22 protein-coding genes are annotated in these 22,250 nt (G+C 64.5%); 7 read left to right on the top strand and 15 right to left on the bottom strand.

Going from position 1 to position 22,250, the window contains the following annotated elements; translation table 11 throughout:
* From WD006_RS23030 to WD006_RS23015, 4 genes are all read right to left on the bottom strand, one after another.
* Positions 1-1,233, bottom strand: coding sequence for a glycosyltransferase family 4 protein (locus WD006_RS23030; RefSeq protein ID WP_029308690.1), 1,233 nt, complete (start codon positions 1,231-1,233; stop codon positions 1-3).
* Positions 1,230-2,375, bottom strand: a complete 1,146-nt coding sequence (locus WD006_RS23025) for a glycosyltransferase family 4 protein (RefSeq protein WP_029308689.1) — start codon at positions 2,373-2,375, stop codon at positions 1,230-1,232. Before WD006_RS23025 ends, WD006_RS23030 begins: the two co-directional genes overlap by 4 nt.
* 43 nt (positions 2,376-2,418) lie before the next feature.
* Entirely contained in the window at positions 2,419-3,039 is a 621-nt protein-coding gene (locus WD006_RS23020) for a putative colanic acid biosynthesis acetyltransferase (RefSeq protein WP_029308688.1), read from the bottom strand.
* A gap of 142 nt (positions 3,040-3,181) precedes the next feature.
* Positions 3,182-4,444, bottom strand: a complete 1,263-nt coding sequence (locus tag WD006_RS23015) for a glycosyltransferase WbuB (RefSeq protein WP_011518063.1) — start codon at positions 4,442-4,444, stop codon at positions 3,182-3,184.
* A 322-nt stretch (positions 4,445-4,766) separates the two neighbouring features.
* Between WD006_RS23015 and WD006_RS23010 the strand changes: the two genes are divergently transcribed.
* Entirely contained in the window at positions 4,767-6,170 is a 1,404-nt protein-coding gene (locus WD006_RS23010; RefSeq protein ID WP_011518065.1) for a hypothetical protein, read from the top strand.
* Positions 6,171-6,302: 132 nt separating this feature from the next.
* Here WD006_RS23010 and WD006_RS23005 read toward each other — a convergent pair whose 3' ends face one another.
* The 6 genes from WD006_RS23005 to WD006_RS22980 all read right to left on the bottom strand — a co-directional run bounded on the left by WD006_RS23005 (position 6,303) and on the right by WD006_RS22980 (position 12,391).
* Positions 6,303-7,742: a hypothetical protein gene (locus WD006_RS23005; protein WP_029308687.1), complete on the bottom strand. Its 1,440-nt coding sequence runs from the start codon at positions 7,740-7,742 to the stop codon at positions 6,303-6,305.
* 38 nt (positions 7,743-7,780) lie between these two features.
* Positions 7,781-8,782 (bottom strand): GDP-L-fucose synthase family protein, encoded by a 1,002-nt coding sequence (locus WD006_RS23000; RefSeq protein ID WP_011518067.1) that lies wholly within the window; start codon positions 8,780-8,782, stop codon positions 7,781-7,783.
* On the bottom strand, positions 8,766-9,971 hold the full coding sequence (gene gmd / locus WD006_RS22995; protein WP_011518068.1) for a GDP-mannose 4,6-dehydratase: 1,206 nt from the start codon (positions 9,969-9,971) through the stop codon (positions 8,766-8,768). Before gmd ends, WD006_RS23000 begins: the two co-directional genes overlap by 17 nt.
* Before the next feature lie 179 nt (positions 9,972-10,150).
* On the bottom strand, positions 10,151-11,080 hold the full coding sequence (locus tag WD006_RS22990) for a helix-turn-helix transcriptional regulator (RefSeq protein WP_011518069.1): 930 nt from the start codon (positions 11,078-11,080) through the stop codon (positions 10,151-10,153).
* An 808-nt stretch (positions 11,081-11,888) separates the two neighbouring features.
* Positions 11,889-12,197 carry a YXWGXW repeat-containing protein gene (locus WD006_RS22985; protein WP_011518071.1) on the bottom strand — a complete coding sequence of 103 codons (309 nt, stop codon included), beginning with the start codon at positions 12,195-12,197 and terminating at the stop codon, positions 11,889-11,891.
* A 62-nt stretch (positions 12,198-12,259) separates the two neighbouring features.
* Positions 12,260-12,391, bottom strand: a complete 132-nt coding sequence (locus tag WD006_RS22980) for a hypothetical protein (protein WP_008647799.1) — start codon at positions 12,389-12,391, stop codon at positions 12,260-12,262.
* 518 nt (positions 12,392-12,909) lie between these two features.
* On the opposite strand from WD006_RS22980, the gene WD006_RS22975 reads away from it, so the two are divergent.
* Together WD006_RS22975 and cynS are read left to right on the top strand one after the other, a co-directional pair.
* Positions 12,910-13,050, top strand: coding sequence for a hypothetical protein (locus WD006_RS22975; RefSeq protein WP_017510937.1), 141 nt, complete (start codon positions 12,910-12,912; stop codon positions 13,048-13,050).
* A 91-nt stretch (positions 13,051-13,141) separates the two neighbouring features.
* Positions 13,142-13,585, top strand: coding sequence for a cyanase (cynS, locus tag WD006_RS22970; RefSeq protein WP_029308686.1), 444 nt, complete (start codon positions 13,142-13,144; stop codon positions 13,583-13,585).
* 78 nt (positions 13,586-13,663) lie between these two features.
* On the opposite strand, the gene WD006_RS22965 is transcribed toward cynS, so the two are convergent.
* Positions 13,664-13,828 (bottom strand): hypothetical protein, encoded by a 165-nt coding sequence (locus WD006_RS22965; RefSeq protein WP_011518074.1) that lies wholly within the window; start codon positions 13,826-13,828, stop codon positions 13,664-13,666.
* Positions 13,829-14,167: 339 nt separating this feature from the next.
* Here WD006_RS22965 and WD006_RS22960 point away from each other — a divergent pair, with 339 nt between their 5' ends.
* Positions 14,168-14,950 (top strand): phosphoribosyltransferase, encoded by a 783-nt coding sequence (locus tag WD006_RS22960; RefSeq protein WP_029308685.1) that lies wholly within the window; start codon positions 14,168-14,170, stop codon positions 14,948-14,950.
* Positions 14,951-14,959: 9 nt separating this feature from the next.
* Here the strand turns inward: WD006_RS22960 and WD006_RS22955 are convergent, their stop codons facing one another.
* The 4 genes from WD006_RS22955 to WD006_RS22940 form a co-directional block, all read right to left on the bottom strand.
* A complete protein-coding gene (locus WD006_RS22955; protein ID WP_011518076.1) occupies positions 14,960-15,472 on the bottom strand; it encodes a 3-isopropylmalate dehydratase small subunit in 513 nt (170 codons plus the stop codon).
* Positions 15,469-16,791 carry a 3-isopropylmalate dehydratase large subunit gene (locus WD006_RS22950; RefSeq protein ID WP_011518077.1) on the bottom strand — a complete coding sequence of 441 codons (1,323 nt, stop codon included), beginning with the start codon at positions 16,789-16,791 and terminating at the stop codon, positions 15,469-15,471. The genes WD006_RS22955 and WD006_RS22950 overlap by 4 nt, the downstream gene beginning before the upstream one ends.
* Positions 16,788-17,828 carry a tripartite tricarboxylate transporter substrate binding protein gene (locus WD006_RS22945; RefSeq protein WP_029308684.1) on the bottom strand — a complete coding sequence of 347 codons (1,041 nt, stop codon included), beginning with the start codon at positions 17,826-17,828 and terminating at the stop codon, positions 16,788-16,790. Before WD006_RS22945 ends, WD006_RS22950 begins: the two co-directional genes overlap by 4 nt.
* A gap of 100 nt (positions 17,829-17,928) precedes the next feature.
* The gene (locus tag WD006_RS22940; RefSeq protein WP_011518079.1) at positions 17,929-18,711 is read right to left on the bottom strand and encodes a GntR family transcriptional regulator; all 783 of its coding nucleotides are present in this window, start codon (positions 18,709-18,711) and stop codon (positions 17,929-17,931) included.
* Positions 18,712-19,410: 699 nt separating this feature from the next.
* Here WD006_RS22940 and WD006_RS22935 point away from each other — a divergent pair.
* The 3 genes from WD006_RS22935 to WD006_RS22925 all read left to right on the top strand — a co-directional run bounded on the left by WD006_RS22935 (position 19,411) and on the right by WD006_RS22925 (position 22,241).
* On the top strand, positions 19,411-20,892 hold the full coding sequence (locus tag WD006_RS22935; protein ID WP_011518080.1) for a hypothetical protein: 1,482 nt from the start codon (positions 19,411-19,413) through the stop codon (positions 20,890-20,892).
* Between the two features lie 192 nt (positions 20,893-21,084).
* Positions 21,085-21,546 carry a hypothetical protein gene (locus tag WD006_RS22930; protein WP_011518081.1) on the top strand — a complete coding sequence of 154 codons (462 nt, stop codon included), beginning with the start codon at positions 21,085-21,087 and terminating at the stop codon, positions 21,544-21,546.
* A complete protein-coding gene (locus WD006_RS22925) occupies positions 21,543-22,241 on the top strand; it encodes a C39 family peptidase (RefSeq protein ID WP_011518082.1) in 699 nt (232 codons plus the stop codon). Before WD006_RS22930 ends, WD006_RS22925 begins: the two co-directional genes overlap by 4 nt.
* Positions 22,242-22,250 lie beyond the last annotated feature (9 nt).

Genomic DNA, 22,250 nt, shown 5'->3' with positions numbered 1-22,250 from the left:
TCAGTCGGGGCAGTGGCTGATATCCGCCACCGCGCGCGCCAGAACGGCCTCGGCGCGTCCGCGCTGAGCCTGGAAGTCGGCGAGCAGCGCCGCACGTTTCGATTCGGCCTGCGATTCGGCCTGCGAGTGCGCGAGCATCATGTTCCGCAGGTAAGCGATGGCGGCTTCGGCAAAGTCCGCGTCGGCCGGCACCAGCACGCCATTGCGCTCGTCGATCATGGACCCGATACAGCCACGGTCATGCGCAACGACGGGCACACCATGGCTGTGCGCTTCAAGCACGATCAGCGGGGCTGCTTCGTTGTGATAGGTCGTCGGGAACATCAGCACGTCGATATCCTGGAAGAACGCCTCCTTCTCCGTGCCATGAATCGGACCGAGGTAGCGCGTGCAGGGCGTGCGGGCCAGTTCCGTGTCGAACCTCGCGCGGATATCGCGTGCCACTGGCCCTGCGATCCGGGCGCAAACCGGGATGCCGATCTCCTGCGCCAGTCGCACTACCTCCAGGAATGTGAAGATGCCCTTGGCGGCGGTGATGTTCGACAGGAAGCCGACGTTGATCGCTTCCGAATGCCGGCGAGCCGGTGCCTCTGTCGATGTCGTTGCAGGCAGGTCGATGAGGCTCAGGTTGGACAGTACCTGGACACGGTCCGGGGTCAGCCGGTAGAGGCGGGCCAGCTCCGCGCGCATCCGGTCGCACAGCGTCAGATGCCTGCCGCGCGGCGCGCAACGCAGGATCAGGCGCGTGTACCACGTGGGCCGGTTGATGTACGCGAAGCTGTGATGATGGAAGTAGATGTCCATGCCAGACCAGTGCGCCAGTGCCACGAAAGGCGCGTCGAGCAGTTGGCCAAGGCCGCCCGAGAGCCCCATGTACAGCGTATGCGGCCGGTTGCCGGGCTTGCGGTTCGTCACGAGCCGGACCATGCGCCAGAGTTGCCGTGCGCGATTGCCCAGCGCCTGCAGACCGCCAAACCGGCCGCCGAACCGGCCGGACGCCCGTGGCGCGACGTCCAGCACCACGACTGGCGCGTGCTGGCGAATCTGGTCCACCATGCGTTGGTTCGACGCGGAGAAGCCGTGATGTGGCGGCGGAAGCGGCCCGAGGAACAGCACTGGCCGCGCAACTGTTGATGGTGCGCCAGCCTGCGCGAGAGACTGCGCCGGCGATGGCGGGATGTCATCGTCGACTGGCTGCCGGGCGATGGGACCGAGGGTGTTGGGTATCGTCATGTTCGGGCCCTCTTCAGTATCTTCTGGCAGCCTTTGATGATGGATCGGCCGGCGCGGGCAGGCGTGTACTTTCGCACCACATCAACGCAGTTCCGCATGGTGGCCTGGACGTCGGCGAAGCTGCTGGTCGCCTTCAACAGCACGCGCGCCAGATCGTCGACGTCGCGCGTGACGAACGTATGGCCCGTGCGGCCTTCCTTGATCAGTTCGGGGATGCAACCGCAGCAATCGCTGACCACTGCCGGGCAGCCATAGTTGAGCGCTTCGTTCACGACCAGGCCCCAGGCTTCCGTGTGGCTCGGCAGTACCAGGCACGTCGCGCGCGAGTACTGCTGCGCCAGTTGATCGATATCCATGGCGCCCAGGAACTGCGCGGCATCGCCAAGGCCCAGTGAACGGGCCAGTTCCGGCAACTGGTCGGCCTCGACGACCGGTCCCGCCAGTACCAGCGTGGCGGCCGGCAATTGCCTGCGCACTTCCACGAACGCTCGGAGCAGATCCTCGATGCCCTTGGCGCGGCATACCAGGCCCGCGAACAGGAAACGTGGCGCCTCCGCTGGCGGCGCGTTGGCGATACGTATTCGGTTGGCTTCGGCAGCGTTGTACGAGTGCGGCAGCGCGGCGGCCTGACAATGGCAGATGACTTTCGTGGGGTCGGCACCCATCGCGATCGCATACTCGGCGGAGCGTCGGCCGTAGACGAACACGCCATCGCACCGGCTGAAGAAGAACCGCTTCAGCCGCCGCTTCATCGGATGGTCGGCCTGGTCCTGGATGGTGGAATCGCAGAACACGGCACGACGCTTGCCACTCAACATGCACGCTACCAGCATTGCCCAGAACTCCACGCGATGGTAGCCAGGCATCAGGATCAGACGGTTCTTCGAACGCCAGACCTCGCGCATGAGCCGCAGCGACATCTTCCACGTCGGAATCGCCTCGTACGGTTCATCGAAAAGAATCTCGTACGGGTACCGGTGATAACTGGTGTCGACGCCGCTGTAGGCCGTGCGCCCGTATCCCGTGGACGAGATATGGAAGAAGCGCACCTTATGCCCGGCTTTGTGTGCGTGAGAGAAAGCTTCGCTGAATACGGCTCCCTTGTACCTAGGCCATAGGATGTTGTGATAGATGTCGATCATTGGCAGCCATGAGTTCCCTGTTTGGTTTCCGCGTTCCCGTTATCTAGTTGACTTGAGCGGAATCTAGTTCTGATGGCGCGGCCGCCTGCGAATGCGGACGCGTCTGGTTCTGCGAGGCGGTGTCCAGGCGCGGCCGCAACGGCCGGCAAGGACTGCCCACGCAGAGCATGCCGGCAGGCATGTCGGTGAATACCGCGCTGCGGGCGCCGATTACGGCCCCTTTGCCGATGCTGACGCCAGGCGCGATAAAGGTGTGACTGGCCACCCACGCCTCGTCCGCGATGCGGATAGGGCGTCCCCGGATGGCGAAGTCGCTGCTGCGGTAGTCATGGTCGCCGCCGCACAGGTAGCTGAACTGGGATACCACCGCGTGATCGCCGATCTCGATCTCGGCCAGGCTGTACAGCTCGGCGCCGTCACCGATCCACGCGTAGTCGCCGATGCTGACCTTCCACGGATAGGTGATGCGGACGCTGGGCCGGATGACGACGTGATGGCCCACGCGGGCGCCAAAGCGGCGCAACAGCCAGCAGCGGAATCCGTTGGCGAAATGCGGAGAGTGATGAAAGAACAGGCTCTGGACACACCACCACAGTTGCACGACAACGGCGGAGCGGCCACGGAAGCCGGGTGGCATGCGGAAAGTCGACAGGTCCTGAAACATACAGCAGGCTCCTAATGCCGGGCTGGAACCAGCCCGAGCCTTGTTCCCGGTCAGGCCGGTGACGATGGTTTCATCATGGCCCCGCGCTGGCGTACGTACCGTACGCCAGACCACAAAGCGGTCACATGACGTGTGCCCGGCCTTATTTCCCGGCGAGGTCGGCGGCGGCCTGATCGGCCACGCCACGTGGGGCACGCAATCGCAGCAACGTTCGCTCGAATTCCGCCAGCACGGCGTCCCGGTCGAGATGGGCGGCTGCCCACGCCTTTCCGGCCGACCCGAGTGCCTGACGGCGCGGCGGATCGTCGGCCAGCGCCGCGATGGCATCGGCCATTGCCACGCTGTTGCCGGGTTCGACCAGCGAGCCGAACTGAATGACCAGCTTGCCCAGCTCGGTGTCCGGTGCAGCAGTGGCCACCACGGGTTTTCCGCTGGCGAGCATGTTCGTGAGCTTGGACGGCAGCACGAGGTCGGCGGCGTCGGCCCGCTGGGGCATCAGGTGGATGTCGGCGCAATCGAGCAGCGCCGGGAAGTCTTCGGCCGATTGCAGCGGGAGGAAATGCACGCGTGCCAGGCCTTCGCATTGCGTGCGCAATGCCGGCACTCCGGCGCCCGCGCCGCAGATGATGAAATGAAGGTCATCGCGCGAGCACAGGTGCCGCGCCGCGTCGGCCAAGATCTCGATGCCCTGCTTGGTGCCGATGGTGCCGGAATACAGCGCCACGACGGCGTTCGCCGGTATTCCAAGGCGTGCGCGGAAATCCGCGTCGCCTCGGCGCGCTAGTGCCGCCAGATCTACCCAGTTGGGCAGCATGGACACGCGCGTGGCGTCCACGCCTTTCTGGCGTGCCAGTGCCACCATCGTGTGCGAGATCGATGACACATGGTCATAGCGCCGCATGATGAAGCGCTCGAACGTACTCGCCATGCGTTGCGGCAGGCCGCCCTTGAGCAGCCCCAGCTTGAAGGCGGCATCGACCTCGTAGTCCTGGATATGCAGCCATGCCTTCGCGCCGGTGAGCCGGGCGAACAACAGCGTCGCGGGGCTGCAGAACAATGGCGGCTCGACGGTGAACACCACGTCGGGGCGCCATGCCACTTGGCGTGCCAGCCATCCAAGACTGGTGACGGCGAACGACGCGAGATGCAGCAGTCGCTTCACGCCGGACGGACGCTCGGGCACCCACAGCGGCGCGCGCATGACGTCGACGGCGTGGCGCATCTCGCGCCGGTAGCGCAGGCCCCGGTATGCCCGGTCGATCTTCCAGGCAGGGTAATAGGGCGGCGCCGTGATCACGCGCACCTGGTGCCCGCGCGCGGCAAGCCATTCGGCCTGCTCTCCGGTGTACTTGCCGATACCAGTCAGTTCCGGCGCGTAGTTGAGGCAATAAAGCAGGATTTTCATCGGTCTACTTCAGTACTGCCACCCCGGGCTGGTCAGGGTGGAGGTATCCATTCGGGATCCACCGTTGGTCAGTGCGACAAGGCGGCTCATTCACGTGCGAAGTGTAGGGAGAGTCGCCGGAAGGGAACGTTCGCCTCCGCACGCACGCGCCAGCGCCTGGCACGGTTGTGCGCGAGCGAACAGAAGCCAATGGGTCAGGGGACTAGGCTCCAATGCCGGGCGGTCCTGCATCGTGCGTGTCCGCGCGTCCCCATTTTCCAAGCCGATGCCATGAGCGGCATCGGCGAACATCAATCTGAAGCCTGGCCATCTGGAGGTATGTGTGACGACCATCAAGGGGGAGTTGCTGGAGGGTGAAACCGAAACCGGGATGGCGGCGGCCGCGCAAGGCGGGCAGTACGGCGCGGCCGCGGAGCGGGCCAGCGAGGCCAAGCGGGCATTGCGCCTGGCCGTGGCAAGCTCGATGGTGTCGAAGGTTTGCAGCATCGGCTTGCAGGCCGTCAGCATTCCGCTCTTCGCCCGGGTGCTGGACACCGACGATTTCAGCGCGATGATGGTCTACTTCGGCGTGACGGCATGGCTGTCGCTGGTGGCGATCGGTATCTGGCCGACCGTCACCTCCATCGCTGCCGACGATCGGCGGCGCGGGCAACTGGCAGGTGTTCTGACGGTGTCGTGGGTGGGGCTGTCGGCGATCTTCGCGTCGCTGATCGTGCTGGTGCTGGTCCTGCGGCCGGTACTCGAACAGAGTGGCATCAACCTGTTCTCCGCCAGGCACTACAGTCTCTTCACCGCGGCGCTGGTCTGCTATGCGATGCTGACTGTGCTCTCCGTGGGCGAGGCGGTAAACCAGGGGCAGCATCGTCAGCATGTGAACAACCTGATTACCGCGGCGGGCAGCATTCTGAATGTCGTGTTCATTCTGCTGGTGACCTATTTCCGCCCGCCCGGCGAGGAACATGTCGATGTGACGTTGCTGTTCGTGGCCAGCCAGGCCGGTTTCATCCTGATCCGCGTCGTGAACATGATCGGCGTGGTGGTACGCGCCGGATGGCCTCATGCGTTTCCTGGCAAGGCGTTCGCGCGCGAACTGGCACGCAATTCCTGGTCGCTCCTGCAGGCGCAACTGGCTGTGGTTTTCCTGCAGCAGGGCGCGGTGCTGCTGTGCTACGAAACCGACATGCCGCGCGATGCCGCGCTGCTCGCCTTGCTCTTTCGCGCCAACCTGCTGCTGCATAGCTTTGTCTACATGATCAACCAGCCGCTCTGGCCGATCATTCACCGCAACATGCTGGCGGGCGACTGGCAGTGGGTGATCAGGATCTATCGCAAGCTGGCCACGTGCTATGTGGCCTATGGGCTGCTGGCCATCATTGGCGCGGCATTCGTTGGTGGCGCGGCGGTGTCGCTGTGGACGGCCGGTGAATACCCGATCTCCAACAAGCTGGCAACGCTGTGCGCGGTCTACTTTGCCCTGCTGGTAACCTCGGCGGCGAGCACTCCGGTACTGATGGGCGCGAAGGCGTTCGTCAGCCTGGGGAACATCGGAATGGCCGAGTTTCTGGCTGCAGGCGTGCTCTGCACCATCCTGTACTTCGCCGATGCGGTCAGCTTCCCGCATGTGGTGGAGGCGCTGATCGCGGCCAATGCCATGACCGCTCTCTGGATGATGCCGACGCAGGCCATCGTGCGACTGAGCCGGGGCTCGCTGGATGCGCAGCACTGAGACGTTGGCTGACGCTCCGGCAGTGCCGGAGCGTGGCATGGGCAATGCGAGGGGAGGGACCCGCCTGGGTTCGCTTCGATTTCGCCGACGTAGATGCTGGCGGGTCCTGCAAACGCAATCGAAGCGAATCGACTAGATGGCCGGACGGACCGGCGTGGGGCCTAGCGGGCGAACATTGCGGGAGCGCCGGGTATGGAGCCTGCGCTTGCCGGAAACGAACCAGCCGATGGTGAGGAACGCCATCAAGGCGCCGCTGCCGTAGGCCATGGCAATCATCAGTGCGCCGCGCAGCGCGAAGATCAGGAAGATCGAGAAATAGATACCGGCGGGCAGCGCCATGATGCCGCCGCTACGGCAGAGCTTGTCCAGCAGCCGCACGATAAACGCCAGGGCAATTGCGTAGGCGATCACGCCAAATGCGAAGAAATCGATGTAGGCCTCCGCGATCAGCGGCGCCGACAGGTTGTCGAAATCGAGCTTGTAGTACGCCATCAGGAACTGGCCGATCTCGATGCCTGTGGCGAGCGGTTTGGTTTCCCAAAGCGTGTGTGGCACGAAGAAAAGCAGGCTGCCCGCCAGCTGGTGGCCATAGCTCAGGCCGTCGCGGTTCACCATCTCGATGACCGTGGCGATGTTGGCCCAGGCGTCGTAGTGCAGATCAAGGAAGTGCGAGAAATACAGCCACGGATCGAGGATCTCCGAAGGCTGCCATGCCGACAGGTCGGTGTGCGTGAAGATCGACAGCAACGGAAAGAAGACGCCGGTCAGAAGCACGAGCGTCGACACCAGGCGGCGAGGCGTGCGGGAGAACCACGGCATCAGCATCAGCAACAGGCTCAGGTAGATCGGCCCGATGGCGTTGCGCTTCTCGATCAGCGGATTCTGCGTGATCAGCACACAGGCCAGCACGAACAGCGTGACCAGCAGCCAGAACGGCTGGCGCAGCAGCTTGCGCCCCTTCACGTTGACCAGCATCAGCAGCATCGGCACCGGCATGAAGCAGAGGTACTTCTGCACCAGAAGGTACTGCGGCGTGGCTTCAATCACTTCAGACTGCGCGCGCAGGTCGATGGTCTGCCAGGACAGCATTGCGGCGACTGCCGCCACGCCCAGCAGCACGAACGTGCGCGGCGCGTTCAGGCGCAGCGTGCGCACGAACGTGGGCGGACGTGGCCGACGTGTGCGCGACCGATGCTGGTCGCGCCGCTGCATGTAGTACCGCGTGGCAACGTAGGTCATCACGAACAGCGTGCAGAGCAGGTTGGTGCTCACCGCCAGGCTTTCCTCGAGCGTGGCCGTGTTGACCATATGCCATTCGTAATAGGCGCGCTGCACGGAGGGGGCTACGACGAGAAACAGCGTCTCGAAGAGCAGCACGCTAGAGTTCGCCAGCGATGGGACGCGTTCCCGCACGTGCAGCAACCAGTGGATGATGACCATCGCGGTCAGCATCAGGGTCGACAGCAGCAGCATCGGCGAGTCCATATGCGATATCGCATGGCAGTAGCCGACGATCAGCAACAGCGTCGCCGCCAGCAGGGTGTCCCATACGAAGTTGCGCTGCAGACGCATGTTGGTCTCCCGGGAGTCGCTTGGCTTCGTTCGAACCGCTAGGTTGGCGTGGCCAGCGCTTCCGGCTCGACGCTGAGCCGTCCGCTCGAAAGCGCCTCCTGGTAGGTCGATCGCAGGCCGGATTCCAGCGACACCTGCGGCTGCCAGCCGGTTGCGTTGATAAGGCCGCAGTCGAGCATCTTGCGTGGCGTGCCGTCTGGGCGCGTCGGGTCGAACGCGATGTTGCCGCGATAGCCGACCACGCGCGCGATCAGCAGCGCCAGCTGTCGAATCGAGACTTCTTCGCCGCTCCCGACGTTCAGGAATCCGGCGCCCTGCGTATGCGCCCGGTACGATGCCTGGGGCAGGTCCATCACATGCAGGCAGGCGTGGGCGAGGTCGTCGGCGTGAAGGAATTCGCGCATCGGCGCACCGGAGCCCCACACGGCGACCTCCGGCGCATCCGCCAGCCTGGCCTCGTGGATGCGTCGGATCAATGCCGGGATGACGTGGCTGTTCTCGGGATGGTAGTTGTCGCCCGGACCATAGAGGTTCGTGGGCATCACGCTCCGGTAGTCGACGCCGTATTGGCGGTTGTAGCTGTCGCACATCATCATGCCGGCGATCTTGGCGATCGCGTATGGCGCGTTGGTGGGCTCGAGCGCGCCGGTCAGCAACGCCGATTCCTGGATGGGCTGCGACGCGAACTTCGGATAGATGCAACTCGAACCCAGGAACAGCAACTGCTCGACACCGCCGCGCCAGGCTTCGTGAATCACGTTGGCCGCGATCGTCAGGTTCTGCTGGATGAACTCGGCGGGATAGACGTTATTGGCATGGATGCCGCCCACGCGCGCGGCCGCCAGGTAGACCTGGGAGATCCGTTCGGTGGCGAAGAAATGGCGCACGTCCCGCTGTTCGGTCAGATCCAGTTCGCGGTGGGTGCGCAGGACCAGTTCCACGTCGCCACGCGCGGCCAGCGCGCGCACGATCGCGGAACCGACCATGCCGCGATGGCCGGCCACGAACACTCTCGGGCGTGCGTCACTCATGGTAGTCATAGGTTCTGAAGCCGGCCATCTTGACCAGCGCGTCACGCCGCGCGGCCACGAAGTCCGCTTCGATCATTTCGTGCACTAGTTCGTCGAACGTGATGCGTGGGGACCAGCCCAGTTGCTCACGTGCCTGCGTCGGGTCGCCCAGCAGCGTCTCGACTTCGGTCGGGCGGAAGTAGCGCGGGTCCACGCGCACGATCACGTCGCCGACCTTGCAGCGGGAGGACAACTCGCGGCGTGAGGTGTCGATATGAGAAATGATGCCGACCTCGTCGACGCCGCTGCCCTCGAAGGTGACCGTTAGCCCGAGCTTCTGCGCGGAGAGCGTGACGAACTCGCGCACGCTGTGTTGCTCGCCCGTGGCGATGACGAAATCACGCGGCGTTTCCTGCTGCAGCATCAGCCACTGCATCTCGACGTAGTCGCGCGCATGGCCCCAGTCGCGCAGCGCGGACAGGTTGCCAAGATAGAGCACTTCCTGCAGGCCCAGCGCGATGCGCGCGATGGCGCGTGTGATCTTGCGGGTGACGAACGTCTCGCCGCGCACGGGGCTTTCGTGATTGAACAGGATGCCGTTGCACGCGTACATGCCATAGGCTTCACGGTAGTTCACGGTGATCCAGTAGGCGTAGAGCTTGGCCACGGCATACGGGCTGCGCGGATAGAACGGCGTGGTTTCCTTCTGCGGAATCTCCTGCACCAGTCCATACAGTTCGGACGTGGATGCCTGGTAGAAACGCGTGCTTTGCTCCATGCCGAGAATCCGCATCGCCTCGAGCAGGCGCAGCGTGCCGACGGCGTCGGTGTTGGCGGTGTACTCGGGCTCCTCGAAGGACACCTGCACGTGGCTCTGCGCCGCGAGGTTGTAGACCTCGTCGGGGCGGGACTGTTGCACGACGCGCACGAGGCTCGCCGTATCGGTCATGTCGCCGTGATGGAGGATCAACCTGCGGTCCGGTGCTTGCGGGTCCTCGTACAGATGATCGATACGCTCGGTATTGAACAGCGAACTGCGCCGCTTGATGCCGTGGACTTCGTATCCCTTGTCGAGCAGGTATTCGCACAGGTACGAACCGTCCTGGCCGGTGATGCCGGTGATCAGTGCCCGGCGCCGGCCATTGGCGCCGCGTGGCGTCGATGCATCGCCGGGCTTGTCGGCCGCGTCGAAGAGGTTATCCAGTTCGTTTACGCCCATGACAGTCACATTTTGGTTAGCAATACGCGGACTGTAGGGGGGGTGTCCTGAAGCCACTGTCTGCTACCCCACACAGTGGCAGCGCCCGGGCGTGACGTGCCCAATGTGCCGTGCCCAATGAAAAAGGGCGCCTTCCGAGGAAGGCGCCCGCATGGCAGGGGTCCGGGAGATCCGGAGAGTCAGGCAGGCAAGCTGCTGTCGTACTGTGCGTCGGGGCCGCGGGCGATCACGCGCCGCACACCGCCGTCGCGAGCCGAGTGTTCGTCGCCATGGACCCACTCAAGTGTTGCGCCGCGCTGCAATGCCGCATACACGGCTTCTCCCTTGTTACGAACCTTGAGGCGCTGATAAAGCGTGCAGGCGTGGCTCTTCACGGTGGCCACCGAGATATTGAGCATCCGGCTGACGGTTTTGATCGGATACCCGCGTGCCAGCAGCACCAGCACTTCGTACTGGCGCGGCGTGATCTGCAGCATCTCTGCTTCGTCGTAGCCAGGCTCCTCCTCGACCATCGGCGACAACGGGGCAGCCGACGAACTGATCGGCTGGCCCGGGCGCAGACTCGTGAGGTCGCGCACGGCAACGGTGGTGCGCAGGACGCTGGCGCAAGCGCCGGGCGAAAGCGGCTCCTGCATGGCCGGTGGCAACGGCAATGGCGCAGCCGATGCCAGCGATTGCGTGGCATGCATGGCCGAGCGCGATGCCGATGGCGTCGCGCAGACCTCGCTTGCGAGCATCAGGCCCTGCACGCTAGAGATGGTCAGCCGGATGGCGGCCTCGATCACGGGCAGCGATGTGGACTTCGGCAGGCATCCGCAGATGCCGCGCGCGGCCTCCGCGTTCGGCACGTGCAGCGGCAAGGCGTCGGCCAGCACCAGGATGCGTTGAGGCGCCAGACGCTCGCGCGCCTGTTCGAGTTGCGCCCATCCATAGGCCTGGTCGCCGGGCATGCCAAAGACCAGCAGTTCGGCATTCCGATGAGGTACTTCAGTTCGGGCAACGTCAGCTGGCGACAATGCAAGTACGTGGCCGAATTCCTGAATGGTCTCGAGCATCTGCAGCAGCCCGAGCCGGAGCAATGGATGCTCCTCGATAAGCAAGGCGTTCATTCTTCTTCACTCCCCGTTCATGGGTGAGCTGCGGGATGCTTTGCTTGCGGGAATCATTGCTGCGTCAGGACAGACAGCCGCCCCAATGGCGGTGCCGCGAAACTGCGCCAACCCCGTGCTTCCGTGTCAGTCTTTGTCCATTTGTCAGGATGGACTTGTCCGCGCGACCGGAAGTATGACCCGAACCCAAACCCGAAAGAAAATCTCGCTCCAAAATCGAACTTAAATTCATCTTATGGGCTGGTTGATCTGATTGCAAGCGGCTGGATTAGAGGCGGTGTCGGGATGGAATGAAGTCCGCCTCATAATCCGTCTCCAGATTCATTCATTTGGTGGCGCGCCTGCCCGCTAAGCCTTGCTGGACGTGCTGTCACAAGGGTTTCACGCTTGATACAGTGATTCCCGAGAATGTTTCATCGATGCAACCGATTTGAATGAAAGTGGTCTGACAATTATCAATTATTCACCCGGTTGGGGGGTGTGGCATTAACGAATATCGTGCTGGCTGACACACTGATGAAACCCATGAAAAAGGGCATTTATGCCATATATCCGGACATCGGGTTGACGCGGAATGGGAGTCGCACTAGTTCAAATGGATGAGGGATGTACCCCACTTCAGTAGGAGATAAAAGATTGCCTGTCGGCCGTCCGTCTCCCGGGTTCCAACCACCCTCGGCGAGCCTGATCGGCTGGCAAATCTGGCGTTGGTCGGGGTCACATGCCCATGCCCCGACCAACGCCAGGCTGCCGTTTACCGATCGCGCCCACCTGGCGGAGCCATTCGTCCGTGCGACTTATCGGCCCCTTATCGGCCCCAGTAGCCCGGGCGCTTGTACCACCCGTGCGGACCACGCTCCCAGCGCTCCGGCACGTAGCGGTAGCCGGGCCGTGCCGATTGCCAGTAGCCGCCGCGCCAGGCGTAGTTGTCTCGAGCGTGGTCATAGTGGCCTGGTACCCAGACATGGCCGGGCCGTGGCGCGGGGCGAACCTCGTGGCGCGGGGGCGGCGGTGGGCTTCGATAGTAGTTGTCGTGCGCCTGGGCGCCCGGCGAAATCAGTCCGAAGACGCTGCCGGTGGCAAGCACGGCGGCGGCGAGCAGTAGCTGGCGTTTCATGATGTCTCCTTGGCTAGCGTTGAGTCGGAAACCGGTGTCGGTTGCATCCGGGCCCAGCGGGCTCAGTAGCGGCCGCCATAGCGGTCATAGTGGTCGTAGTGGTAATGCGGTCCGCGCGGCGGCACCACGATGCACGCGGAAAGCAGGGCACTGGTGGTGACGAGCAGCAAGGCCAGGGTGAGTGCGCGTTTCATTCGGGGCTCCATATCCGGTTCGCGTTGAACACGGCTTCACTCTAGCGACGGTCTCTTCTCTTGCGCGGTTGCACTTGTAAGACGGTCTCTCACGCCGCAACGCGCCGACCGCTTGTTTTCTGACCTGACAGATAACCCGCCAGCCCTTGACTGGCAAGGGTTTGGAGGAATGTGACGCGAACGCTCGGACATGCACGCGCGATGGCGCGCCAAATAATGTGGCGTTACATCGGAAATGAGTCGTGCAAAGATTTTCCGATGCGAGGGGCTCGGTTGCGGTATCGGAGGACCCCTGTCATCGCAGGAGACGTTCCCCACGTTGGACGCAGAAACGGGTACGCTTTCGCTGGTTGAGCCGGAATCGGCGGGTGCCCGGACATGGTGCGCAATGCGTGTCCGTGGCGGCGGCCAGTGCCCGGATTGCCCCACGATGCGTCAAATGCAGGGCGCGGATGCCGCTGGCCCGGTGGCATGAAGTTTGCGCCAATGAGTTCGCCGTAATCCCGAGGGAGGACGTCATGCCGGTCATGCTCATCGTGCTGGTCTTGCAGGCGCTTGAAGGTCTGAGCCCGCTTACCGTGCCGCAATTCGCCCGTGCCCACGGCGGCGTCGATGGCGCGGATGCCGTGGCGGTCATCGATCGCACCCAGGTGCCATAGCCATAGCCATAGGCGAGCAAGGGCAGGGGCGAGCACAGGCGCGCCGGTGTTCACGTCCTCTCCGCATTCATCCATGACGAACGGAGAGACCATGAATCGTAGTGACGTGACCGACCTGATTATCGAAGCCAAGGTGCTGCGTGGCATTCGATGGGCCGATGTAGCCGAACGTGTCGGCAAGAGCAAGGAATGGACGACCGCGGCCTGCCTGGGCCAGATGGCCTTCGATGAAGCCGGTGCGCGCGCCGTGATGGAGATCTTCGGGCTTCCCGCCGAGGCCGAACCGTGGCTGCGTGCCGTGCCCTACAAGGGCTCGCTACCCACGCAGGTGCCCACGGACCCGCTGATCTATCGCTTCTACGAACTGATCAGCGTCTACGGCACGACCTTCAAGGCATTGATTCACGAGGAATTCGGCGACGGGATCATGAGTGCCATCGACTTCCGCATGGACCTGCAGCGCGAACCCGATCCCAACGGCGATCGCGTTCGCATCGAGATGTCCGGCAAGTTCCTGCCGTACAAGACCTACTGACGGCGGAGGAAGGGGCTACAGGCGCCAGATGGGCGTTCGCGGCGGCCGGTTGCATCCGGCCCGCCGCCATTCCCATACTCAGCCGAAGAACTCCTGGTAGTAGCGCGTGCACGTGCCGGTTTGCCGGAACGTGTACGGCAGCTCGGCCATGGCGGCCGCGTCGAGCGAGCCGAAGGGGATGTCGAGGTCGGCCTCCGGTTGCTTGGCCTCGTCGTTGGTGCGGGAGATCTGTTGCGGATTCACGGTAACGCTCACTCATTCAGGGCGGGCCGCCTGGGCACCGCGTGTCAAGGAACCGGACGGGATTGCCGTCACGCAGTGCATCCTACCCAAGCCTGGCGGAGGAATCAGCGGCATCCGCCCGAAAAGACTGTTCCAGTTCCACCATCAATCGCGGATATGCACCGCACATCAAGCGCTTTCATCACAACAACGGCCCTGCATATGTTGTGGGTTTGTCGTGTCGCAAAGACAGCGCGAACAAAGCGCCGCCGGGCTGTTCGGCCAGGACTATAGTGGCTGTGGAGCCGCGCCCGGCGCGGTTTGCATCCCATCTTTCCTGCCAGCCTGGGGGAGCCCGTTATGAGTCTTCCGCCATCTTTTGCCAACCGCCGCGAGGCGGGCCAGTACCTCGGTCGTCATCTGGCCGCGCTTGGCTGTTCCCGCTCACATGATGGCGATCCGGCACTTGTGCTGGCCTTGCCACGCGGTGGCGTTCCCGTTGCCTACGAAGTCGCACGCATGCTCGACGCGACACTTGATGTGCTGCTCGTGCGCAAGATTGGCGCGCCCGGCTATCCGGAACTGGCGCTTGGTGCCGTGGTCGAGGGCGATGCCGGTGGCAGCGGGCCGCATACGGTCGTCAACGACGACCCGTGGGCACGCCGCGCGCTGGAGTCTGGCGCGTTCGATGCGGAACGCGGCCGTCAGCTTGGCGAGATCTGCCGTCGACAGCAGCGGTATCGCCAGGGGCACCCCGTTACCGCGATGGCGGGCCGGCGCGTGATCGTTGTCGATGATGGCGTGGCTACCGGCGCGACGATGCGTGCGGCGCTCGATGCCGTGCGCATGGCGGGTGCCGCGGAGGTCGTGGCGGCGGTGCCGGTGGGATCCGTGGATGGCCTCGACACGCTCCGCGCCGTGGCGGATCGCGTGGTCTGCCTGAATATCCCCGAAAACTTTGGCGCGGTCGGCGCGTTCTATCTCGATTTCACGCAGACCTCGGATGACGAGGCGCTGTCGCTGCTGCGCGAGGCCGCTGCCGTCGCACCGCCCCTGGCCACGCATGGTGCCTGGTCGCGCAATGGTGGTGTGTCAGGAGGTGGTGAGTCAGGACACCTCAGCAACGGGCCGGCTGCCCACTGACACCAGGTCTCAGACTTTATTGAGGCGGGCTTTGAGGTGCGGCACCAGCCCGCCCGCGTGCAACAGTGCGCGCAGGAAATCGGGCACCGGTTCGCAGGATACGCGCCGGCCATCGCAGAGCCTGATCTCGGCCGCATCGAGGAAGAACGTGGCTCGCGCTCCGTCGGCCAATGCGGCCGTATCCGCGCACACCAGCACCGGCAGCCCAATGTTGATCGCGTTGCGATAAAACAGCCCGGCGAACGACGACGCCAGCACGGCCGCCACGCCAAGATGCTTCAATGCCTGGGCTGCCTGCTCACGCGAAGACCCCATGCCGAAGTTGCTGCCCGCCACGATGACGTCGCCGGGTTTGACCGCGCCCGGAAACTCCGGCCGCAGGTTTTCCAGGCAGTGGCTTGCCAGCACATCGAGCCCGTCCTTCATGAATCGGCCCGGCGCCATCGCGTCGGTATCGACGTTTTCGCCGAAGCGCCAGATGCGGCCAGAGGGCGGGGGGTGGAAATCCGGAGCCGGGGTCATGCCAGTAACGTGCGTGGGTCAGTGATGCAGCCGGTGGCGGCGCTGGCAGCCACGGTCATGGGCGATGCCAGCCATACGGCGCTACCTGCATCGCCCATGCGGCCGGGGAAGTTGCGCGCGGTCGAGGCGATGGCGCGGCTGCCGGCCGGAAAGCGTGTGGCGCCGTAGCCGGCGCACGCATTGCACGCGTTCGGCAGCAGCTCCGCGCCGGCATCCATCAGCACGCCGAGCGTCCCTTCGGTGGCCGCTTGTTGCTGGTCGCGCAGCGAGGCCGGCGCGACCTTCAACGACACGCCCGGTGCCACCTTGCGCCCGCGCAGCACGCGCGCGGCCATGCGCAGGTCTTCGAGCTTGGCGCCGGTGCAGGCGCCCAGATAGGCGATCTCGATCGGCGCGCCGGCGGCCTGGTCGACCGGGCCGCTGTTGGCCGGCGAATGCGGCGCGGCTACCTGCGGTACCAGCGTGCCGGCATCGAAGCGATGTGTGGCCAGTACCGGTGCGTCGGCATCGCTGCGCCACTGGCGCGGTTCGATCGCGGCGAGCGTGGCGGCATCGACGCCGGCATCGGCAAGCCAGGCCATCGTCGTGGCATCCGGCGCGATCAGCGCCGTTTGCGCACCGAGTTCGGTGCTCATGTTCGTGAGCGTCATGCGCTCCTGCATCGACAGCGTCTTTACCGTGCTCCCGGTGTATTCGATCACTTCGTAGCGGCCACCCGCCATACCCAGCGTGGCGCACAGGAACAGCATGATGTCCTTGGCGCAAACGCCGTCCGACAGCGTCCCCTGCCACTCGACCCGGATCGTGTTCGGCACACGCAGCCAGATCTCCCCCGTGGCCAGCACGCCGGCCATTTCCGTGGCGCCGATACCGAACATGTACGCGCCAAAAGCGCCGCCCGTGGGGCTGTGGCTGTCGCCGCCGACGATGAAGCGTCCGGGCAGGATATGGCCGCGCTCGGGCAGCACCACGTGGCAGATGCCTTCGTTGTCGATGAAGTTCTGAATGCCCGCTTCACGCACCCAGTCGCGCGTGAAGCGCAGAATCGATTCGGCTTCGGGGTCGGCCGCAGGCACGTAGTGGTCGGTGACCACCACGAAGCGGGACGGATCCCAGACCTTTGCGCCGAGTTCGCGCAGCAGCGGCGCCACGCGGCGCGGTCCGCTCGAGTCGTGCGACATGGCCAGGTCGACCTTGCACATCACCACCGATCCTGGCGTGACATGCGACACACCTGCCGCGCGAGCGACCAGTTTCTGGGCGAGCGTGGCGGGCAGTTGGCTGGGGTCGACCGCGGTCTTGCCGTGCGGCAGGGTCATTCGGGCTTGGCTCCTGAATACTTCACCACCGTGGCCCAGCGCTTGACGTCCTGCTTCACGAAATTCGCGAACGCCTCGGGCGGCATGGCACTGGGCTGCGCGCCATCGGTTTCCAGGCGCTTGCGCACTGCGGGCTGCTCGAGCCCGTGGCGTGCGGCCTGATACAGGGCCTGTGTGATCTCCGGCGGCAGATTGGCCGGGCCGAACAGGCCGAACCACGCGCTGGACTCGAAACCCTTCACGGTGGCGCCAATCGGCTGCGCGCCCGGAAACTGCGGCAGCGGCGTCGGGCTGGTCACGCCGAGCACCTTGAGCTTGCCGGCCTTGACGTGCTGCGCCACGTTGATCGTGCTGGCGAACATCAGGTCAACCTGCCCCGCGAGCAGATCCGTGATGGCGGGCGTGGTGCCCTTGTACGGGATGTTGACGATATACGTTCCCGTCATCATCTTGAACATGTCACCGGCCAGATGCACCGACGATCCCACCGCGCCGATGCCGAAGTTCAGCTTGCCCGGCTCGGACTTGGCCAGACGGATCAGTTCGGGGATGTTGTTGGCGGGCAGGTTGGGCCGTGCCACCAGCACGCTGGGCACGGTGGCCACGAGCGTGATCGGCGTGAAGTCCTGGATCGGATCGAACGGCAGCTTCTTGTACAGCGTCGCGTTGATCGTATGGCTGGTGAAGCTCATCAGCAGCGTAGTGCCGTCGGCCGGGCTCTTGGCCACCATGTCGGCAGCGATATTGCCGCCTGCGCCGGGGCGGTTCTCGACCACCACGGGCTGGTCCAGCGTCTGCGACATTTCTTGGGCGATCGTGCGTGCCAGCGTGTCGGTGGTACCGCCCGCGGGCGCGCCTACGAGGATGCGGATAGGCTTGCCGCCAGCGATCGCAGCTTGCGCGGCCTGTGCGGAAGGCGCGATGCACCACGCGGCCAGCGCGAGCAGCGCTGCACAGGATGCGCGCCGCCGGCTGCTGGTGGATTGCAGGGCAGACTTGCAGGCAGGCTGATGCTCGCCCGGGCGAACGACTGGCATGACGAAAGCTCCTCGGTTGTGATGTGGAGTGCGCAGTATCGCCCGATTCTGATTCGTCGCGAGGCCGGTACGAGGAGTGGGTTCCGGCCTCGCCCGCAGGTCAGTCGCGCAGGCCCGTGCGGGTTTCGTTCTCCACCCACACGTTGGCGCTGTCCCCGCCGCCCATTGGCGACAGTTCCATGCGGTACTCGTAGCGGTCGGGTCGATACTGGCCCATCAGCAGTTGCACCGGACGCCCGTTCTTGTCGAGCACCACGCGGCGCACGGCCAGCAGCGCGCCGCCAACGGGCACGTCGAGCAGCGGGGCCACGACCACGTCGGCCAGGCGGGCCGTCAGCACTTGCGACGCGCGGCCCAGCTCCACACCGGCGGCTTCCAGCAGGCGCAGCATCGGCGTGTTTTCCAGATCCTTGCGGGTCAGTGAGCGGCCCAGGTCGATCGGCAGGTAGACCGTGATGTGGGACAGAGGGCGGTTGCGGTAGTGACGCACGCGCACGATCTTGACCACGGGATCGCCCACCTGGATCTGCAGCGCTTCCGCGACTTCAGGGGTGGCGTGCACCTCGTCGATCGAGATGACCTTGACCGCGGTCTTCTCGCCCATGTCGATGATGGCGCCGAGCAGGCTCGTGGCGCGTTCCTCGGTGACCTGCGGCCTGACTGGATGCGGGTTCACGAACGTCCCGAGTCCGCGATGGCGGCGGACCAGGCCTTCCTGAACCAGGCGGTCGAACACGCGCCGCATCGTCACGCGCGAAGCGTGAAATTGCTTGGCAAGGTCGATTTCGCCTGGCAGCGGGCCCTGGCCGAAGCGGCCTTCCACGATCTGCTGGCGGAGCACCACGTAAATCTGGTGATACAGGGGAACGACGGCTTCACTCATGGTTTCCCTTGCGTAAGCGCTGACAAGTCCTAGACGCGTGTAATGTACTTTAAATCAGACATGGCGGCCAGCATCAAACGCACTCGCGGCGTGCGAAGCACAATCCGCGACCATATGTGTTGCGAGACGGCATCGAACGTCCGCCAGCCGCAAGAAAAGACGGTGTGCAGCGGCGATTCCTGCGCACCGGGGCGTAGTCATATGTCCGCGCGGCCCGGTTTCACGCGCTTGCAGCATGACGAAGCCGACACTGACTAGTCAGGCTTGCCGGCACCTTGGGGGGGGATGGTTGGGGGGCGGTGGCATCGCTGTTTCACCGCCGTTACGCGGGTTGCCGTCTTCAGCGTGTCGCTCGTACGGTCATAACACATTGAATTTCTGGCATTTTTTTCGGACGTGCCGGGCCGGTTCGCCTGACGGCCAAAATCGGTGTCACACCGCTGTGACATGTCTACTCCCATGCACAGGTTCCTGGTGAATGTGCGGCGCACAACAAACGGAAAAAGTTCCCAGGGAATTCCGCGCCAGCCTTTGTATTTCAACGGGATGCGCCGCGCGCCATGCGTGCTGGCACTGAATATGCGCAGGGGAAGGCTGGTCCAGCAACCGTGCGGGACCTGAACCTCCAGCCGGCGTTCTGGCTGTATGAGCGGTGGCCGGAGGCTGAGCCGCAATGTGAAATTCTCCTGGGAGCAACGTATGAACAAGACATTACTTGCGTCGGCGATTGCGCTGGCTTTTGGCATAGGTGGCCAGGCGCTGGCAAACCCGACGAACAACAACGAAAAGACCGGCACCACCAATACCCAGAATGCGACGGCAACATCCACGCAGAGCGGTGCTGGTGCATCTGCGAATGAAAATTCGACGGCTCTCCAGGCTAATGGAAACTCTTCCTCGTCGACCACCAACAAGACGAAGAACACCACCAACACCAACACCAACTCCAAGAATCACACCGATCAGGACATGCACGGCTATGGCAATGCCGCTGCGGCCAATGGCAGTACGGCTACCGCCAACTTCACCAACTCGTTCAACTCCAGCAAGGCGCTGGCCATCAGCAAGCTTGAAGGCTATGTGACCGGCAACTACATCCACAACATCGGTAACGTTGCCACCAACAATGGCACCGCCAATGGTGGCGCGGGTGGCAAGGGTGGCGCCGGTTATGGCGGCGACGGCAAGGGCGGCTCGGGTGGTTCGGGTGGCGCTAGCGGCGCTGGTGGCGGCGGCGGCAGCGGCGGCTCGGCAATCAATGGCAGCGCCAAGGCGGGTTATGCCTCCAATGGCAGCGCAACCGCTGGCGATGGCGCGGCAGGCGGCAAGGCCGTTGGCTGGGCTGGCGATGGCGGCAACGCCAAGAGCAACGGTGGCGGCGCGCTCACGGCGAGCCTTGGCGTAGGCGGCTTCGGCGGCTCGGGCAAGGGCAGTGGCGGAGCCGCAGGTGCCGGCGCCCTGGGCGGCTTCGGTGGCGACGGCGGCAATGCCAAGGGTAGCGGTGGCGGTGCTCTGGGCGCCAGCGGTGGCCTGGGCGGCGACAGCGCTGCTGGGTCCGCGCTCGGCAAGGTCCATGGCAATGCCGGCAACAGCTCGGCTACTTCCGGAGCGGGTGGCAATGGCACCGGTGGTACTGCTTCGGGCACTGGTGGCGCGGGTAGCGGCACGGGCGGTGCAGGTGGTGCAGGCGGTGCGGCTACGGCAGCTGCCGCAGGCGGCGCAGGCACTGGTTCTGGCGGTGCTGGCGGCGCCAACACCTCGACTGCCGGCGCGGCAACTGGTGGCGCCGCGACTTCGACCGGCGGCGCCGGTGGTGCGCAGAACAGTGTTGCCGGCAACGGTGGCGCTGGCGGTGCAGCCACTAACGGCAGCGCAAGCAGCATGGCGTCGAATGGCAGCGCAACGGCAGGCAATGGCGCGGTTGGCGCTTCGTCTGGCGCTGGCGGTGCTGGTGGCGTGGGCATGGGCGGCACGGGTGGTACCGGCAACGGTGCGGTTGGCGGCGCTGGCGGCAACGGCGGCACCAACTATGTCGATGCAGGCACCTTCAACATGTCGAACATGATGTCCAGCGTCGGCCAGTCCGCAGCCGGCATCATGATGGCCAACCAGAACAGCGGCATGTCGTCGCTGGTGCAACAAAGCGTCAACGTCCAGGCGAACCTGGCAGTCGGCAAGTAAGTCCTTCGAGCGTCTGTACCGTTCCGCACGGAACGGTACAGCACCCGCAGGGTTGAATCGGATGGGGCAGTGCGTGCCGACGGCATTGTTTGTCGACCGCTCTGCCGCATCAGACGCCTGTAGGTCCGAAATCGCTTCCGACGCTGGCGGCCCGGATGGGGGGCCGTGCCTCGGGGCATGAGGAGACGCACCATGCGATTGCATCGCCGAGCTGTCCTGGCAATGTCGACAGCCATCCTGGCCTGGCCGTTTGCGCAGGCTATTGCGGGGCCCCCCGTCGCCGAGGCATCCGCCACGGCCGTCGCGGTGGCAAGCAGTGATACGGGCGCAGCCACTGTTGTGGCGGGCGCGGCGGCAAGCGTGACGGCGGTAACGCCGGATGCTGCCCCCAAGTTGAATATTTTCGGCACGACAGCCAATGCGGTCGCGAGCAGCAAGCTCGACGACGTGCGCGGTGGCGCTGAACTGGTCGTCAACGACATGCGCCTGAACGGCACCGTGGGCGGCAACGCTGCCATCAACACGCTGTCGGGCAGCAACTATGTCTCGGACGGTTCGTTCGCCAATGCCGCGGGTTTGCCGACCGTGATCCAGAATTCGGGCAACAACGTACTGATCCAGAACGCGACCATCCTCAACGTCCAGTTCAAATGATCATGCGCAGCCTGCTGTTGGCAGCCGCCACGCTGGCGGTGGCGCTGGGTGGCATCGCCGAAGCCCGCGCCGATACCATTCGCATTCCGGGCGATCAGGGCAACTCTTACACAGTGCCCGTGACCAGCCTGCGCGAAGCGCGCTTCCGCACGACCATCCGACAGCAATACGACTTCAGCTGCGGCTCGGCCGCCGTGGCCACGCTACTGACCTTTCAGTACGGATTCCCCGTCAATGAAGAGACGGTCTTCGCCAACATGTATGTCAACGGCGATCAGGCCAAGATCCGCTCGGAAGGATTCTCCCTGCTTGACATGAAGCGGTTCCTCGAGTCGCGCGGGTTCCTGGCCGACGGCTACGAGTTGCCGCTATCGAAGCTCGAGGAAGCGCAGATTCCGGCGATCGTGCTGATCGTCGAGAACGGTTATCACCACTTCGTCGTGATCAAGGGGATCAAGGGCGACCGCGTGCTGATCGGTGACCCCGCGCGCGGCACCCGCTCCATCGAGCGCGATCACTTCGAAAAGATCTGGGACAGCCAGTTGCTGTTCGTTATCCACAATCGCACGGACCGCGCGCGATTCAACCTGGCAGCCGACTGGCGCGTGGCGCCGTCGGGCCCTTACTGGATGGGAGTTCCGCGAGACAGTCTGTTCTTCACCGTCATGCCAAAGCATGGCCCCGCCGATTTCTGAGCTGAGGAA

Source organism: Cupriavidus sp. Met-2 (genome assembly GCF_049843575.1).
Taxonomy (GTDB): domain Bacteria; phylum Pseudomonadota; class Gammaproteobacteria; order Burkholderiales; family Burkholderiaceae; genus Cupriavidus; species Cupriavidus metallidurans.
This window is presented reverse-complemented; position numbering and strand designations above follow the sequence as displayed.